Below are 16,720 nucleotides of genomic sequence, written 5' to 3'. Positions count from 1 at the left end.
AGGACGGGCGAGGGCGTCCGGTCCGTGCCGGGGGCTCCCGCACACCTGGCCGCCGCCCCGGATCATCGTCCGTCGCACAACTCCTCGATCCGTTACGCGACTTCGTCCGTGCGCAGCTCCCGGAGGCTACGCCATGACCACGACCGGCACCCCGCCCACCGCCCCCATTCCCCGCGCCGCCGGCGCGCTGCCGCTGCTCGGGCACGCCGTCCCGCTGCTGCGCGATCCGCTGGGCTTTCTGCGGTCGCTCCCGCAGCAAGGCGACCTGGTCGCCGTCCGCCTCGGCTCCCACCCGGCGATCGCTGTGTGCGATCCCGAGCTGCTGCACCAGGTTCTGGTCAACGACCGCGTATTCGACAAGGGCGGCCCGATCTACGACCGGGTCGGCGACTTCCTGGGCAACAACGTGGCCCTCTGCCCCCATGCCCAGCACCGCCGTCAGCGCCGACTCCTGCAGCCGGCGTTCCACCCCCAGCTGCTGCGCGGCTACGCCCGGACGATGGCCGTGCAGATCGACGAGGCCACCAGCGCCTGGCACGAGGGCCAGATCATCGATGTCCTGCACGAGACCACACGTATCGCCTCCCGAGCGCTGATCGCGACGCTGTTCGGCACCGGACCGGACACCACCGCCATGGAGCAAGCGACCGCCGACATCGCCACCCTGGTGGCCGGCACCTACCGCCGGACGCTCCAGCCGGACTGGCTCAACGCCCTGCCCACACCGGTCAACACCCGGCACCGCCGCGCCTCCCGACGCCTGCGTGCCATCATCGCCGCGTACATCGCCGAGCAGCGCACTCGCGGAGGCACCGGTCGTATGCTCTCGATGCTCCTGGACGCCCGCGACAGCGAGGGCGACGGCCAGGGCATGTCGGACGCCCAGTGCATCGACCAGGTCATGACGTTCTTCTTCGCCGGAACCGAAACCACTGCGGTGGCACTGGCCTGGTCCCTGCACCTGATCGCCGCGCACCCCGCCCTCGCACACGAGGTGCGCGATGAGGCCGGTCGTATGCGCGAGGCCGGTGGTGCCGACCCCGACCGGCTGTCCCTGACCCGCGCCGTCGTCACCGAAGCCCTGCGCCTCTACCCGCCCATCTGGCTCTCGACGCGACTCACCACGGCCGACACCGCCCTGGGCGGCCACCCCATCCCGGCCGGCACCACCTTCGTCTTGAGCCCATACCTCCTCCAACACCGCCCCGACCTGTATCCCGATCCCGAACGCTTCGAGCCCGGACGGTGGAACGGCGCGGCGCAGCCCGCCGCGGCGCGCCACGCCTTCGTGCCGTTCGGCGGCGGCGCCCGCAGGTGCATCGGCGACCAGTTCGCGCTCACCGAATCCGTCCTCACGCTGGCTGCCATCGTCGGTCGCTGGCACCTGGAACATCCCGGTTCGGCTGGTCTCCGCACGCCCAAGCCGCGCATGACGTTCCAGCCCAGGGGCCTGCGCCTGCGTCTTGTCTCCCCGCCGGCCCGTCCTGGCCCGCCCGGCCAGGCGCCGTCGGCGCCATGGCGGGGATGAGAGCCGACCACAGCGCCGCGCCCGACGGCGCCCTGGCCGGTACTGCTCCGGGCAGCCGGACAGTGTTCCCGCCCACGGCCCGCGACAACCTGCGCCCCGCACGCCAGCAGCGACACAAAGACCTCACGAACCCCACCCACCCGCACGGCCGCGGCATGGAGGACAGATGACCACGGACATCACCATCCCCACGATCGACCTCCCCCTCGCCGTCTCGCAGAACAACCCCCTGCAGGACCAGCTGTACCCCGCCACACTGGAGTGGGCCCGCCGCTTCCGCCTGGTCACCACCGAAGCAGCCGCGGAACGCCTCAGGCGGTACCGCCTCGAACTGTGCTCCTTCTACGCCCCCACCCTCGACAGCCGGCCCGCGCTGCAGCTGCTCACCGACTGGATTACCTGGGCCGTGGTGTTCGAAGACCAGATCGATGAAGCCACCGCCGGCCTGCGCCCCGACTGTCTGGCCCCGGTACTGGACGAATTCCGCGCCGTCCTTCGTGGCGACGCCGGCCCGCAGACCCCGCCGATCCCCGCCATGGCGGCATTGGCCGACCTCTGGCAGCGCACCGCTCCTGGCAGCGAGGCCCGGTGGCGCCAACGCTTCTACGATCATCTCTCCTCGCAGTTCCGGGCCGAGCTACGGGCTTCTCTCCACCGGGCCACTCACACCCCGATGGACATCGCCACCTGCATCGAACTCCGCGCCAAAACTGGCTGGGTCACCCTGGTCCACGACCTTCAGCACCACATCCACCAGGTATGGCTTCCCGACACCGTCTACTGCAGCACCCCCTACCAGACCCTGCTGTGGAGCACGGCCGACATCGTCATGTGGACCAACGACCTCTTGAGCTACACCAGGGAGTCAGCCTTCGGAGAACTGAACAACCTGGCAATCGCCCTCCAGGCCCAGCGAGCCCTCACCCCCCAGCAGGCGGTGGACCAGGTCCGCGCCATGATCGCCGACCGGGTCGAGGACTTCCTCAAAGCCAGCCAGGAACTGCCTGATCTCGTCCGTTCCCTGCAGCTTCCCCCTGACGTCCAACATGCCGCTGAGCACTGCCTGACACACATGAGGACACTGCTTCGCGGCAGTCACGACTGGCACATGAGCTGTGAGCGCTACCACCACGGCCCCGACATCGCCGCGAACCTCCACACCCTCGAAGATGTCTTCGGGATCGCTCAGGACACCACCGACGCCCACAGCGAAGGTGCCCCGCAGAAGGGGAGGGGTGAGGCGCGGTGAAGAGCGAAGTGCCCCAACTCCTCGACCTGTCACCGTCCGTGTACGACATCGCGGCCGTCTCCCTGGTCTCCGGCCCCCAGCAACCCCTGTGCCTGGACTGGCTGCTGACACACACGACGGGCCCTGATACCTGGGGAGCGCCGGCACACCGATGCTGGTTCGACGCCTACATCTCCACGTACGCCTCCTCCGTCGCCCTGCGCAACGCCGGAATGCACCAGTCGGCCGACCGGGCACGCGACTCCCTTGCGGGCATGGTGCCCGCCAGCCCTACGCCCGGGCCGGAAACCCTGACGTTCGGCGGGCTCGTGGACGTACTCGACCGCATCAGCACCGCACGAGGCTGGCGCGCCCCCGCCCACCCGGACCCCGTCCGCAGCATCACCAAGCGCGAACGCGTCAAGTGGGAACACATGCGTATGTGGCAGGACTTCTACAATCCGGCGCTGTCCATCGCCGGCTACTGCGCCGAACGGGTCTACGGAGACCCGGCCGTCGACACGGCCCGGTTCCTGGAGGCATTCCAGGCCCCCAACGGCTCCATCGCCAACTCCCCGGGCGCTTCCGCGGTCTTCCTCCTCGAATACGAACGCCGTGGCAGGCCGATCAACGGCCGCCGCCTCGCCCAGCTCCAGGAATACCTCCACTCACGGGTTCCCGAGAACACCGCCTATCTGGACCAGGTGCCGCACTTCGTCACCGCATGGACAGTCATGTTCCATCACGAACTGGACACCCCGCAGGACCCTCCCTGTGCACCGCGCGCCCTGGACGAACTCTCCCGGGACCTGCACCATCCCTCCGGGCTGCTGTGCACCGTCGGCGCCGGCACCACAATCCCCGGCGACACCGACAGCACCGCATGCGCAGCCGTCGCCGCCCGCATCACCAGCCGGCCCGCGCCCAGCGCCGCGACTCTCGACCGCATGATCGAGCCCGGTAGTGACGCTTACCGGACCTTCCTCTTCGAACACGACCCCTCACTCACCACCAACATCCACATGGCCGCGCTCCTCGACCTCGAACAGGACCACAACCGACTGCTCCCTGTACTGCGCTGGCTGCAGACCCAGACCACGCAGCACCGCGCCCAGACCTGCAAGTGGCACCTCTCGCCGACCTACACGCTGGGCGAGATGGCACGCGTCATGTCCAGAATCGATCACCCCTTGGCCCACTCCCTGTCCGCCAACGCATCGGCACAGATATCCCGCACCCAGAACAGCGACGGCGGGTGGGGAACGGACGGCTCAACAGCCGAAGAAACCGCCTACGCGGCCATCGGCCTGGCAGCGGCAGCGGAACGGGGCCTCGCAAACGCGGACTGGAGAAGCACACTGCGAAGAGCCCACACCTGTCTCTCCACGCACCAGCCACAGTTGACACCCCTTTGGCTGGGCAAGACTCTCTACTGCGTCCAACCGCTCGTGCACCTCCTGCACACCGTAGCCATCCGCCGCATCGACACGATGTGCTGATGCGGGCGGTCATCGGGGCGGCCCCGCACACGCCGTAGTCGCTCACCGCCGCCTCAAGGACTTCCACTCCTGCCTCGGTCTGCCCACCCAGCTGTCGAACGTCTCCTGGGCGCCTTGCGAGCAGCACATTCCGCCGCGTGTCGAATCCACGCTGCATGCCCTGGCCCACGGCTCCGCCATCAGCTCCGGGCCACGGCTGCCGGTCGGCTGGACCTTCCTGTCCCAGAGGCGACGCCAGGCCGCCCCTAGGCGGTGTCTCTCCGATCTCATTGGCGCAGAGGAACCTGAGGAACTACTTGAACCTCAGGCGGTGTGCCGCTTAGCAAGGGCCACGAAGCGATCGATCAACTCGGTGGTAGCTCTGCGCCGTCTGTCCAACTCGGTTGCGTCGTCGGCATAATGAACATTCGTCACGGCCTTGAAGGTCTCCCGCCCCTGACGCACGACTTCTTCGCTATCCGTAAGCATCTGAATGCGGAACAGCGCCTCCTGCGCGTCAGAGCGGAGATCGTACGAGCGTTGCCGGGCCTCGCGTGCCTGCTCCTCGGGCCGGTCCTCGTGAACGCAGTACCAGCGGGTGACCAACACACGGCGCAGATTTACCAAGATTCCGGCATATACACAGAACGCGTCGATGCGCTCTCTCCTGAGCCTTTCATCCCGCTCAAACGCTCGCCCACGCTGACTGGTGCGTTGCTGAAAGAGGTGCGTGAATCCCGCGCCCAGCAGGGTGCCCAGCACTGCGATCGCACTTGCGGCTATCGACTCCACACTGTCAGTACAGCATCAGAGTCTGGCCAGAAGGCCCTTGACTCTCGATCGCATTCGGAGCCATATGAGGAGTGCGACGGCGGTGACGGTGCCGAGGTAGACGTATCCGCGCTTGTCGTAGCGGGTGGCGACGGCCCGGAACTGCTTCAGCTTATTGATCGCCCGCTCCAAGGTGTTGCGTTGCTTGTACCGCGCAGGGTCGAAGCTCAGGGGCCGACCGCCTTGGCTGCCCCGGCGCTGGCGTCCGGCCTGCTGGTCCTTCTTCTCCGGGATCACGTGCCGGGTGCCGCGTCGGCGCAGGTAGGCGCGGGTGGCGCGGTTGCTGTACGCCTTGTCGGCTCCCACGCTGTCGGGCATGCGACGCGGGCGCCCCGATCCAGTGCGGGATACCCGGATCTTGTCCATCACCTTCTCGAACTGGGTGCAGTCCGCCCGATGGCCCGGCGTGATGACCAGCGACAACGGGCGGCACTTGCCATCTGCGGCGAGGTGGAGCTTGGTTGTCAGCCCGCCGCGGGAGCGACCGAGTTCTTCGCCTGCCGCGCCGCCTCCGCCAGCAGGTCGCGCAATTGCGCGCGCACTTGAACTGATCTTGGTGTGGCCCCTTTTGGAGAAGTGGACGGTATAGGCGGGGCCTTCTTCGGTGCCCCGGCGGCGTGTTGGTGGGCCCGAATCGAGGTCGAGTCGACGTTGACGTTCCAGTCAATGTCCCCAGTAGCGTCGGCCTCGGCCTGGACGTGCTGGAGCAGCCTCTCCCAGGTGCCGTCGGCTGACCACAGCTGATGCCGCTCGTGGACGGTCTGCCATGGGCCGAAGCGTTCGGGAAGATTGCGCCACTGGCAGCCGACGCTGAGCCGGTGAATGATCCCGTTGACCATCTGCCGGTGATCCCGCCACCGGCCGCACCGGTTGTTGCTTCTGGGTAGCAGCGGCTCCAGCACCGCCCACTCGTCGTCGGTCAGATCCTCCCTGCTGAGCATGACCAGCACAACGACCCTCTGATCGGAGAAACACCGCCTAGTACTCCAGTGGGGATTCGTCATTCCCGCTGGTCAGAGGCGCTCCTTCGAGCCGAGCGGGCTGACGGCGCCTCAGGGGCTGGTCCGGTGAGGCTGCTTCAGGCGCGGGTGCGTCTGCGGTAGTGGCAGGCGCGGGCAAGGGCCTGGTGGCGTCTGCGCCAGCGTGACCAGGTCAATGCGCCGACACCGCGGTGCGCGGGCCGGGGGCCGACAACTGCCAGCAGCAGCCGGACCTCAGCCGCGGTGAGCGGGGCCAGGTCGGCTGTGTCGTTCCTGCCGCCCCCCTTTCGATCGCCGCCGCGGTCATGGCGGTGAGGAAGGCGTGCGCGAGCATGGCCGGGGTGACGTGCCGATACCAGCCCGGATAGCGTCGCCCTTCGTACTCGTCGAGCCCGCACTGGCCCTTGGCGGCCTGGAAACACTCCTCGATCGCCCAGCGGGTGCCGGCGACGCTGACCAGCTTCTCGACGATGGTGCCGACGGGCGCGTAGGCCAGGTAGTAGGCGATTTCGTCGGGGCGTTTGAGGCTCCGGCGGGCCAGCACCCACCGCTTGTGCGTGGGCGGATCGGGGTCGAAGACGATATGGACGGGCAGCTTCGCCGCGGCCCAGTCGTAGACGCGCGGTCCCTTGGCGCCGTTGCCGCAGGACGGCTGCTGCCAGGCATCGGCGGGGGCGTCGTCGATGAGCTGGTCGATGCGCCAGATCCCGAACAGCGGCGGGCATGCGGGCGGCTTTGCGGCGGTCCAGGTCGTTCGTCCATGACCTGGGCAGATGTAACTCCTGGTCCACCAGCGCCCTTCCACGGCGGGATGCATAGGCGGCGAAGACGCCGATCCGGCAGTTCTCGGTCCGCCCGGCCGTGCCGGAATACCGCCGCTGCACCCCGGCGGAGACGACGGCCTTCTTGAGGAATCCGGTGTCGTCCACGACCAGGACGCCGTCCGGGGCGCCGAGCCGCCGGGCCACGTACTCCCTCACGTCGTCCCGGAGTTGGTCGGGGTCGCATCTGCTGCGCGAGAACGGGTGCTGCAGCCCGTACGGGCCGTTGTGACCGGCGTACTCGGCCAGCTGCCAGCTGTTCTTGCGGCCCACCGGCACAAGCAGGCCCCGGACGTAATCCCGCATCCGGCGCCGCACTTCGACCCGGCCGAACCTTCCGCTCACCCGCAGGAACAGATCCCCGAGCGCGGCACTCCAGCGTCCCGTGACGAAGTCCGTCATCATGCCCCGAGCCTGCACCTCTCGGCCCGCCGCCCACGACGGCTTCCCGGAAGCGGCCCCTGAGGCACCGTCAGCCCGCTCGGCTCGAAAGAGCGCCTCTGACCAGACGAAATATGGCGAAGACCCACTGGAGTATTAGATCTGGCTCAGCTCCCACATCACCCAGAGGAACACGGCCAGCGGGAGCACGATGGCCGCGGTGCCGAGCGCGATACCCGTCCGCGCCCGGGAGGGATCGGCCCGCTCCTGGTCCCGCATCATGCGCAGGGCGACAAGGCCGGAGATGACGGCACCGATCCCGGCGGGCCCGATGAGGTACACGGGCAGGAGGCGCACCGGCGCGGGAAGGAAGAAGGGGAGGGCCAGCATCGCGACGGCGACGCGGCCCAGCACCCGTGACGTCGTGCCCGGCGGCGGCCGTCGCGCCGTCACCGGCGCACTCGCCCCGGCCCTCTGCTCTGCGGAAATCATGCCCGGATGCTAGGCGGCGGTTGGGGCGCGCCGCCTGGGCACGCGTACCTAGATCGGCCTGAGTAGACCGCAGTTGGCGCTCAACACTGGTCGTCGTGTGGCGGTGCGGTCGGCCGGTGCGCGGCCTTGGCCGGGCACCACGTCGGTGCGCGGAGCTGCTGCACCCGTGCTCACGACTGAAACCCGATCACGCCGTGGCCCGGGCGCTGGGCCGCAGAGGTGATCCAGTCCGCGCAGTCCCGCACCGCGCGGGCCAAAGACGGCTCCGCGGGCGGGACGCGCTGCGCGCGCTCGGCCTCCTGCAACTGCTCCAGAGCCTTACGGCACTGCTCATGCGTCCACTCCCCGCAGCCCGGAAACTCCGCCGGCCACGGCACGTCCCCCGGCAGCCCGTCGCTCATGCCGAAGTCCACGAGCGAGACCGCCGTCACCCCGAGAGTGCGCAGGGCCTCGTCCACCGCCTCCAGCCAGCTCCCGCGGAACGGGCAGAACGAGCTGTTGTCCAGCCGCCCCCCGGTCAGCGAGACCAGCCGCTTGTAGGCGTAGGCGTACTGGAACGCCTCGGGAGAGCCGCCCTTGGGGAACGGACCGCCATACACCACTGCGCGCAGCGCCTCGGACGCGGTCGGCGCGCCCTGGGCGATCTGGTCGGAGAACCAGTCGTCGGCGTGCGCCAGGTCCTCGCCGAACTCGTCCCGGATCACCTGCAGGAGCTGCTCGTCACGGGATCCCACCAGGTTGCGGGTGGCCGACACATCCACGAGAAACACGCTCAACGAAAGACTCATGACCCAACCGTATTCACCGCCACTGACACCGCTTGACCTGGTTCGCAGAGGGGACCGGCTTCTCCGGGACCAGACACCGGATCGCCGTTTCGTAGAATGCGAAGCGGGCGCCACACCCGTAACGCATCGACCCCCCGGCCATCGGCGAGTTCCAGGGGGCACAGGACCGCGGAGCCTTCATCACACCGCCGGACAACTCCACGGCCGGTCCCGCCGGCCTCCGGTCGGGGCGGCCCGGGGCCCGCCCGGCACACGACACCGAACACTGCATGACGGGCGGCTCGCTCCAGGAGTGGTGCGACGCCCTGGTGCACGTACACGAGGTGACACCGACGCACCTCTTCCCCTGACCTGGCGGCCGGACGAGCACCCAGCAGGGGCCGCGAGGTCAGGAGGCGGCTCACGGACAGGCCCGAAGCACCGCGGAAACCGACCAGCTCATGGCTTCGCACAGCGTGGGCCCCTGCCGAGTCGGCAGGGGCCCACAGCATCAACAGCAGAAGAACACCGGGACCTGCCCTCGACGAGCAGCATCCCAGCAGCATGGCTTACCGTCTGCTCATGGCCTGACGGCCCGGCCTCGCTTCAGGTGCCGGGTGAAGAACTGGGCCGCGGCATCCCCCGCGAACTGCGGGACGCCGGTGTGTCCGCCCATGTTGGCGTGCAGGGTCTTCTCCTTGGAGCCGAAGGCGTCGAACAGGTCCAGGGCCGCCTGCCGGTCGTTCCCCACGTCGTCCCACTGCAGCAGGACGTGCAGCGGAATGGTGACCTGGCGGGCCTCCTCGAACATGGCGCGAGGCACGAAACTCCCGGCGAAGAGACCGGCGGCCACGATGCGCGGGTCGACCGCCGCAAGGCGGACACCGATGGAGATCACTCCCCCCGAGTACCCGACCGGGCCGCCGATCTCGGGCAGCGGCAGGAGGGCGTCCAGGGCGGCCTGCCATTCCGGGACCGCCCTGTCGACGAGCGGAAGGATGAGGGCGTCGATGATCTCGTCGCTGACCGGCTCGCCGGCATCCAGAGCCCGGCGCAGGTCGGCGTGGGCTTGATCGGCACTGGCCCAACGGGGCCGGTCACCGCTCCCGGGGAGCTCGATGGTGGCCGCGGCGAAGCCATCTGCCGCGGAGTGCCGGGCCCGGTCCACCAGCCGGGGGTACATCTTGCGCAGCCCGAGAGGGGGGTGGCCGAGCAGGATCAGCGGCGCCGGTGCGGACGCGGATCCCGGCGTCCACAGGATGCCGGGGATATCGCCGAGGAGGAATGGGCGTTCGAGGACGCCGTCGTCGAGGCGCTGTTCGGACGTGAAGTGAAGGGCCATGGTCGTGCCTTTCGGAGTGCTGTTGAACGGCGCTCCCGGACGACCTATCGCCCAACCGTGGCCCCGGAGGAGAGCACCCATGTCGATACGTTCACGGGTACCACCTCCTTGTTCTCTCGCACGGCCACCGCGAAAGTAGCAGGGGCCGCTGTGGTCTGCCGAACGGTTTCTTGCGCGGGCCCCGTGGCCGGATGCCAAGGGGTCGGAACTCTACGCAGAACTGCTTGGGCCCTCATCGCGGCTTCCCGAGGCGAGGCGCTGCGACGGCGAAGCGCGACATCAGGTCCGGCTCCGGCTTCCTCTGCGTACCGCTACTCATGCGTCGCATGATGCTGACACACCGTCGCGCGGCGGCTCGAGGCCCGGTCCGACGGGGTGTACGACGGGGGCGGCATGCCGTCAGCCGTTCAAAAGTGTTCCCGCAGGAGCTCGGACCTCGCGAGTACCTTCGCGACGTCCGGGTAGTCCCGTCGCACCCTGCGGGCGTACCGTGCGCAGATTTCCTTTCTCTTCCTCGGGTTGTTGTGCAGGAGGGACTTTGCGTTCCACAGGTGGGTGAATGTCTTGTTCTTTCGTCCGGACCACAGCTCGGCGCCCGTGTAGTCACGCAGGAACGAACCGATGCGCACGCCGCTCGCCCTTGCGCACATGGGCAGGAGCCGCTGCTCCGCGAAGATCGGGTGTGCGGGCACCGACCTGTCGGGCTCCGACCGGACCGGGTTGCCCGCCATGAACGACAGCGCCCGGTCTGCGTATTCGTCCTTGAACGCGTCCTTGGTGAAGACAAGCAGCGCGGCGCTGCAGGGGGCGACCGACCAGTCAAGGCCGCTCCAGTCGAATGCGGGTGGTGCGACGAGGCGGTCCCGGCCGACGTAGGCGGCGAAGCCGAGTGACTCCTCGTGCAGGCTCATCACTTCCGCGGTGACGAGCTGCCGGATGTCGTCCCAGACGATGAGGTCGATGTCCATGACGCAGCACGGCGCTGCCTCCTGCCGGAGAGCCACGATCTTCCCGAAGGACCAGAAGACGCCGCCGTTGATCGCCTGGGACGACGACTCCAGGAGCTGGGCATCGACCCCGGCGTCCCAGAGGTCCAGTAGTCCGAGGCGGTCGTAGAACTCCTGGCCCGGAGGATCCGTGTAGAGCCGGATCACTCCGTTGTGCCGGCGCCACTCCAGGGCCGACAGGACTGTCGTGAGGACCTCGAAGTCCTCCTGGCGGTAGGGGGAGCCTTTGGCTCGCGAGACGTAGTAGTTCGTGGTCGGCCGGGTGGACACGACGTGGATCGCCTTCACCGTCGGCCCCTCCCCCGGCGCCCCCTCCCACGGTCCCGGGGACGGCCGTGGCCCGCGGACGGCGGTTTCCTCACGACAGGTACCGCCGGATGCTGGGCATGTGACGCACCATTCCCGTGAGTTCGGGGTAGTCGCGGTGGATCCGGGCCACGCACCGGCGGCAGAATGACTCCCGGCAGTCCGGGTCGCTCTTGAGCTGGTCCTTGTAGGCCCAGACGTGGGTGACCAGTTGGTTCCTCACGCCGTCGGCCATCGTCTCGCTGTTGAGCCCGGGCCCTGGCCAGTCGAGGAAGTACGCCGGTCGCACTCCCAGTCTCAGCGCGCACATCGGCAGCAGCCGCTGGGCCACGAACACGTCGTGGACCGGCAGACGGCTCTCGGCCTCCCGCCGGATCGGGTTCCCCAGGATGAACTCCATCGCCTTGGCATGGAACGTCTCGGTGAGCCGGTCAGCGGCGTAGTACGTCAGCGAGGCGTTGCATGGGAGCGCCTCCCAGTCCCACTCCTCCCAGACGTAACCGGTGGGCGTGCTCAGTTCGCACCGGGGTCTGTACACACCGTGGTGCAGGGGTTCCTGGTGCAGCGCCATGAACTCCGAGGTGATCAGGGTGTCGATCGCTCCCCAGACGACGAGGTCCGTGTCCAGCGAGACGAAGGGGGCCGCCTCTGCCCGGAGGGCCGCGACGCGTCCGGCCGTCCAGAACACGTCGTGGTTGATGGAGGCGGGCAGCGACTCCAGTACGTCCGTGTCGATTCCGCCGTCCCACAGGTCCGTCATCCCAAGGCGCCGGTAGTACGCCTCCCCGACACGGTCGGTGTACAGCTTGACCGGGCCGTTGAAGCGGCGCCAGGCGGCCGCCGAGAGAATGGTCGTGAGGAGTTCGAAGTCCTCCACCTCGTAGCCGTCGGGGCCCTTCAGCCGCCCCAGGTACGGCACGGACGGCACGGTGGAGTTGACGTGGATGGCCTTCATCCGGCGTCAGAGCTGCGGGCGGCCGGTGAGCCGGTTGACGACCTGAGCCAACTGGGCAAAGGCCGGGCGGACGCTCGGAGGAGCCATCGAGGCGCGCAGCACGAACGGGACCTGCCCCCGGTCGATCCTCATCGCCACCTCATCGCCCTCAGGGGGATCCTCGTCCTCGACGGGGAACCACAGCGTGATCCGGGCGTTCGCCGACGTGATGGCGACCGAGCCGACGAGCGAGTCCGGTACGTACCCCTCGTCCGCGTTGGACGGGAGCTCCATCAGGGACGCGACGTTCACGTTCCTGGCCAGGGAGGCCAGTTCCTCGGGGCGCACCGCGTCCGAGAACCGTTCGTCGACGTCCCGCAGCTCGTCCACATGGGTCACCTCGGCCTCACCCCTGGACGGGACCGAAGCGCGGAAGTCGACGCGCTGTCCCGGGCAGCCGCCGGAGATGTACAGGTCGATCGTCACGTCGTCGGCGGCAGCGCCTGCCTGATCGCCCGTCGGCCCGTCGGCGAGCCGTGCGACCGCCGCCCTCATACGCTCGACGTCGGGCCGTGTAAAGGATTCGATGGTTACCCTCATGTCGTCCTCGTCCTCGTCGTGAAGCGGTCGGGCCTAGATGAGATCCAGGCCGATCGAGAAGACCTCGGCCGCGAGCGGAGCCGAGACACAGATCCGGTTGACGTGGCGCTGCAGCGCCGGTCCGGTGTTGTTGTCCATGACCGTTCCCGTGTTGACGGGGTTGCGGCTCGGGCAGCGGGTGTCGGAGTACTCGTCCGGATTGCCGAGCATGTGGCCGAACTCGTGCGCGGCGACGTCGCCGCTGTCGGACGTGTCCCATGTCGTCATGTCGGTCTGGGCGGGGCCTTGGCGCACCCGGACGACGTGGTGGGGGCTGGAGGTCACCCACTGCACGTCGACGGTGATGACGGAGGTGCCGTAGGGCCCGGCGCAGACGAAGCGGTTGCTCCACTTGTTCTCGATGCCGGTCTCCCACGTCGTGCGCAGTGCCGCCATCGTGGCGGCGGTGATCCCCGCGTCCGGGTTGAGCCGGATCCGTACCGTGACAGCGGTGCAGTTCTGGAAGTACGCGGCGTTCCAAGCGAAAACGCACTCGGACACCCGGAATCTGCGCTGGCCGACGTAGGGGCAGGGGCCCGCGAGGGCCTCAGTGCCTTCGGCGGGCTCGGGGGCATGGTGCGACACGACGACTCCCTTCGCCGCCACCGCATCGGGAGCGACTGGCTGGGAAGCGGATGAGGGTGAGGGTGAGGTCCTCGCCCGGGGCGGCCCTGATGAGCCGGACGCGCCGGGCGTGAGGTATTCGCTGTACTCCGGCAGCGGATCGACGCCGTAGAACGCGTCGGTCCTCCGGGTCAGATCCAGGAACTCGGCGAAGAGGAGCGGGGAATAGGGAACCGAGTCGATTCGGTGGAGGACGTTTCGCGCGTACGCCCGCGCGTTGTTCGCCTTGAAGTCGTACGCGTCCGACGCCTTCGTCCCATCCGCGTCGCCAAGACCGCGCAGAAAGCCCTCGATGCGCTCGCGCGCCAGCTGCCGGAGCTCGGGCGGGAGCGTGGAGATCCGGTGGACGGCCGGCACCGTGGCGATGTAGCTGGAAATCGAGTCGGCGTCGGCGAACTCCCCCGACAGGACCATCGTGTAGTACGCGGGCAGATCGAACAGGTTGAGGTTGGTGATCGTGTTGTGCAGGTTGACGGTCGTGTTGGGCAGTGACTTGATCTCCGTGAAGTGGCGGAACACATCGTCGAAGTCGCTGTGCATGCGCACGTATTCGGTCGTCCGCCGGGTGCCGTCCAGGCTGATGTTGAAATGAACGTGCTGGAATCGCGACAGGTGCGGACGGATGTCGACCTTTCCTGAGGTCAGCGTGGAACCGTTCGAGATGATCTCCACGGACACTTCGTTCGACAGCTCGTTCAGCACGTCCAGGAAACGGGGCTCGTTGATGGGGTTGCCGCCGTGGAACGTGACGATACGGATCGGGTTCGCCCGGATGAAGCTGATGACCTTGTCGATGTCATTGCGCCGGTATCCGACCGGCTCCACGCCCAGCATTCGGTGGCGGTCCGAATTCAGCCGTGTGCTGAGCTTGTCGAAGCACATCCGGCAGCTGTACGTGCAGAGGTTGCTGAGGGCGATCAGCAGATACTGTGTCCGGCTGACGTCGCCGGTCTTCTCGTCGTAGGCCTCCGCGACATCCCGCCAGTCGAATTTCTCCTGGTAGTAGTTGTGGACGGTCGGCTGACGCGTTGCCTCGTCGAGGCATGCCCGGCAGCCCTCCGGCACCTCACCGCGCAGGAACTGTCGGCGGGCGATGCGCATCTTCTCGCTGTTGACCAGCCGGGACACGTCGTCGACCAAGCCCAGACGACCGGCCTGCGGCCCTTTGTCCTCACAGCAGATGATCGACTCGCCATCGGCCCAGATGGCCAGCGAGACGAAGGGGGCGATGCAGAGCGGAGTCCTGGTTTCGGGCTTCTGACTCATCATGGCTCCCGGCGGGTAGCAGATGAAGAACATCAGCGGTCGGCCGAGGAATCCGAACCAGCCTCGCCGTACGGCATTCTCCATTCTCCAGGAGGTACCTGAGAGTCCGCCATGGGGAATATGTGCCCACAGATGAAGACCAGCCATACCGCACGCCACAAGCGCGAGCAGATTTCACTACCCAACTCGCGACCAGCGCCTGGGTGACGACTATTCTCGCGTCCCACTCTCTGCACTCTCTGATCTGCAATGCACAATTTTCACGTCCGGAATGGCTCATTTTCTTTTCGAAAACGCGAGGAGGAGGCGTGGGTGTCGCCCGCGAGGCGCCCAGCGGCCGACGTCTGGATCGTCCACCAGCCGCAGGACGCGTTCCGGGCCGGCCTCGGGGTCGTGCGGCGCGGCGTGACGCAGTCGCGGATGGGGGTGATCGGCGAAGCGGGCGAGCCCGGTCGGGGTCCTCGGCGAGTTCCAGGGCCAGGCCGGTCGGAACCCTCAAGGTCCTGGGCTGCTTCCCTCCTCACCGCGGGGTCGGGATCCTGGACACGTATGGCCGGGGAGGGCAGCGGCTCCGGCTCGTTCGGGAACAACGCGGCGCTTGCGTCCTGGACGTGGGGCGCGGGGTCACGAGCAAGGCACGCCCGTACGTCGACATCGGCGGCCGGGTTCTCCACGGCCTGAAGCCGGTGGTCGATCTGCGGCGAGGCCACCGGCACGGCCGTGCCCTCCGCGTCCAGAGGACACCAGGTCAGCCAGGAGGAGGCGGAGGGCAGTCCCTCAACGGTGAGGAACCGCTCCAGCGCCGAAGAGGGCCGAGCGGGATTCGATGCCAGCCCGCCAAGCCACTCCTGCGCCAACCGGTCATCCCCCGCTCAGCCGATCCAAGCGCTCGCACACCTCGCCCTTGCACCAATCTCCCTGAACGTCCTGCCTCGACTGCGGTCGGGGGCCCGGAGCTGCCCTTCTGCTTCCAGATGTCGTAGGGGATCGTGTGGAACGGATTTGCCCAGCGGGGCCTCTCCCTATCCGTACGGCTGTACCCCCTAAGAGGAGTTGTTCCGCATGGTGCGTCGCTTTCGTGTCCTGCTGCTGACCGCCCTGGCGCTGGTCGCGGGCTCGGTGATGTCATCCCCACCGGCCTTCGCTGTCATCGGCGGGTCCAAGAGCACCTACGGCCCGTGGGCGGTACGCATGCTCGTTGACGGCAAACCGGCGTGCACCGGGACAGCCGTCAGCCGCCAGTGGATCCTCACCGCCTCACACTGTTTCTACGAGCAGGCACGGCCGGTCGCCGACAAGCGGATCTCCTTCAGGGTGGGCCACCTCGACATGCGCAAGGGCACCACGGTCCGCCCCCTGCCCCACAAGCGCGTGGGCAGCGCGCACGCCGACATGATGCTCATCAAGGTCGCGCCGATGAAGGTCCGCACGGCACGCCTGTCCACCGTCGGCGTCCACCGCGGCCAGGCCGTGCGGCAGTACGGATGGGGCGCCACCTGCACCAGGGACGAGAGCGCCTGCCAGTCTCCCGTCCTCAAGCAGGCGGACCTGAAGGTCGTACGGCCCGGCGACCCCCGGTGCGCGGGCCAGACCGCGCCGGGCGGCCCCAACTTCTGCATGAAGAAGGTGTCCGGAATTCCCGCCGGAGGTGACTCCGGAGGCCCGGTGATGACCGTCGGCCCGCGTGGCACCGAAACCCTCATCGGCGTCTTCAACGGCTCCGACCGGGAGAAGGGTGCCGAGGCCGGGGAGGTCTCCCAGCAGCTCTCCTGGATCCGCTCGGTCATCCGGCGATAGCGCCTGCGTGGCACGCTCCGCCGTGCTGGTGCTCTGCACTCGGATGTGCACGACCTCCAGCACGGCGGAGTTCGCCATGCCAAAGCCGCCACCTCGGCGCACTGCACTCCGCCCACCCAGTGCAGGAGCGGCCCCAGCATGGGCCGTTGACAAAGTCACGCCTGTGACCAGGGATCGGGTGCCCGGCCACGGTGTGGTCCTCGACGTCCGGGGGCGACCCCATGCTGGCAGGCTGAGCCGATGAGCACGCCGCACCGCCGCCCGGTGCGTGCTGGCCGGGGCCTCCCCCGAGCTCCCCG

The 16,720-nt window shown here is 68.3% G+C and carries 13 protein-coding genes and 2 pseudogenes; 4 read left to right on the top strand and 11 right to left on the bottom strand.

The features are described from left to right. Nucleotides 1–133 precede the first annotated feature (133 nt). From ACZ6BG_RS22420 to ACZ6BG_RS22410, 3 genes are all read left to right on the top strand, one after another. Nucleotides 134–1,528, top strand: a complete 1,395-nt coding sequence (locus ACZ6BG_RS22420) for a cytochrome P450 (protein WP_469004065.1) — start codon at nt 134–136, stop codon at nt 1,526–1,528. A 166-nt stretch (nt 1,529–1,694) separates the two neighbouring features. Next, the gene (locus ACZ6BG_RS22415; protein WP_469004062.1) at nt 1,695–2,777 is read left to right on the top strand and encodes a terpene synthase family protein; all 1,083 of its coding nucleotides are present in this window, start codon (nt 1,695–1,697) and stop codon (nt 2,775–2,777) included. After that, the gene (locus tag ACZ6BG_RS22410) at nt 2,774–4,255 is read left to right on the top strand and encodes a hypothetical protein (RefSeq protein WP_469004060.1); all 1,482 of its coding nucleotides are present in this window, start codon (nt 2,774–2,776) and stop codon (nt 4,253–4,255) included. The genes ACZ6BG_RS22415 and ACZ6BG_RS22410 overlap by 4 nt, the downstream gene beginning before the upstream one ends. A gap of 303 nt (nt 4,256–4,558) precedes the next feature. On the opposite strand, the gene ACZ6BG_RS22405 is transcribed toward ACZ6BG_RS22410, so the two are convergent. From ACZ6BG_RS22405 to ACZ6BG_RS22355, 11 genes and pseudogenes are all read right to left on the bottom strand, one after another. Next, entirely contained in the window at nt 4,559–5,026 is a 468-nt protein-coding gene (locus ACZ6BG_RS22405) for a hypothetical protein (RefSeq protein WP_469004058.1), read from the bottom strand. A gap of 15 nt (nt 5,027–5,041) precedes the next feature. Then, a protein-coding gene (locus ACZ6BG_RS22400) for an IS5 family transposase (RefSeq protein ID WP_469004150.1) occupies nt 5,042–6,006 on the bottom strand; the annotation gives its coding sequence in 2 pieces (ribosomal slippage) (nt 5,042–5,614 and nt 5,617–6,006; 963 coding nt in all). A gap of 273 nt (nt 6,007–6,279) precedes the next feature. Beyond that, nucleotides 6,280–6,601 (bottom strand): annotated as a pseudogene (locus ACZ6BG_RS22395) (IS701 family transposase); the annotation flags it as partial. Then, nucleotides 6,522–7,172: pseudogene (locus tag ACZ6BG_RS22390) on the bottom strand (IS701 family transposase); the annotation flags it as partial. The pseudogenes ACZ6BG_RS22390 and ACZ6BG_RS22395, both read right to left, overlap by 80 nt. A gap of 231 nt (nt 7,173–7,403) precedes the next feature. Further along, nucleotides 7,404–7,739 (bottom strand): hypothetical protein, encoded by a 336-nt coding sequence (locus ACZ6BG_RS22385; RefSeq protein ID WP_469004056.1) that lies wholly within the window; start codon nt 7,737–7,739, stop codon nt 7,404–7,406. Nucleotides 7,740–7,909: 170 nt separating this feature from the next. After that, nucleotides 7,910–8,527: a DUF7691 family protein gene (locus ACZ6BG_RS22380; protein ID WP_469004053.1), complete on the bottom strand. Its 618-nt coding sequence runs from the start codon at nt 8,525–8,527 to the stop codon at nt 7,910–7,912. Between the two features lie 559 nt (nt 8,528–9,086). After that, entirely contained in the window at nt 9,087–9,848 is a 762-nt protein-coding gene (locus ACZ6BG_RS22375) for a dienelactone hydrolase family protein (RefSeq protein WP_469004049.1), read from the bottom strand. Nucleotides 9,849–10,255: 407 nt separating this feature from the next. After that, complete coding sequence (locus tag ACZ6BG_RS22370; protein WP_469004046.1) at nt 10,256–11,143, bottom strand: DUF6734 family protein; 888 nt, start codon at nt 11,141–11,143, stop codon at nt 10,256–10,258. A gap of 70 nt (nt 11,144–11,213) precedes the next feature. Beyond that, on the bottom strand, nt 11,214–12,116 hold the full coding sequence (locus ACZ6BG_RS22365; RefSeq protein WP_469004044.1) for a hypothetical protein: 903 nt from the start codon (nt 12,114–12,116) through the stop codon (nt 11,214–11,216). A gap of 6 nt (nt 12,117–12,122) precedes the next feature. Beyond that, nucleotides 12,123–12,650, bottom strand: a complete 528-nt coding sequence (locus ACZ6BG_RS22360) for a hypothetical protein (RefSeq protein WP_469004042.1) — start codon at nt 12,648–12,650, stop codon at nt 12,123–12,125. A gap of 78 nt (nt 12,651–12,728) precedes the next feature. Continuing rightward, nucleotides 12,729–14,708 (bottom strand): twitch domain-containing radical SAM protein, encoded by a 1,980-nt coding sequence (locus ACZ6BG_RS22355; protein ID WP_469004040.1) that lies wholly within the window; start codon nt 14,706–14,708, stop codon nt 12,729–12,731. Between the two features lie 978 nt (nt 14,709–15,686). Here ACZ6BG_RS22355 and ACZ6BG_RS22350 point away from each other — a divergent pair. Continuing rightward, on the top strand, nt 15,687–16,421 hold the full coding sequence (locus ACZ6BG_RS22350; RefSeq protein WP_469004036.1) for a S1 family peptidase: 735 nt from the start codon (nt 15,687–15,689) through the stop codon (nt 16,419–16,421). Nucleotides 16,422–16,720 lie beyond the last annotated feature (299 nt).

Source organism: Streptomyces sp. NPDC041205 (assembly GCF_055591765.1).
This window is presented reverse-complemented; position numbering and strand designations above follow the sequence as displayed.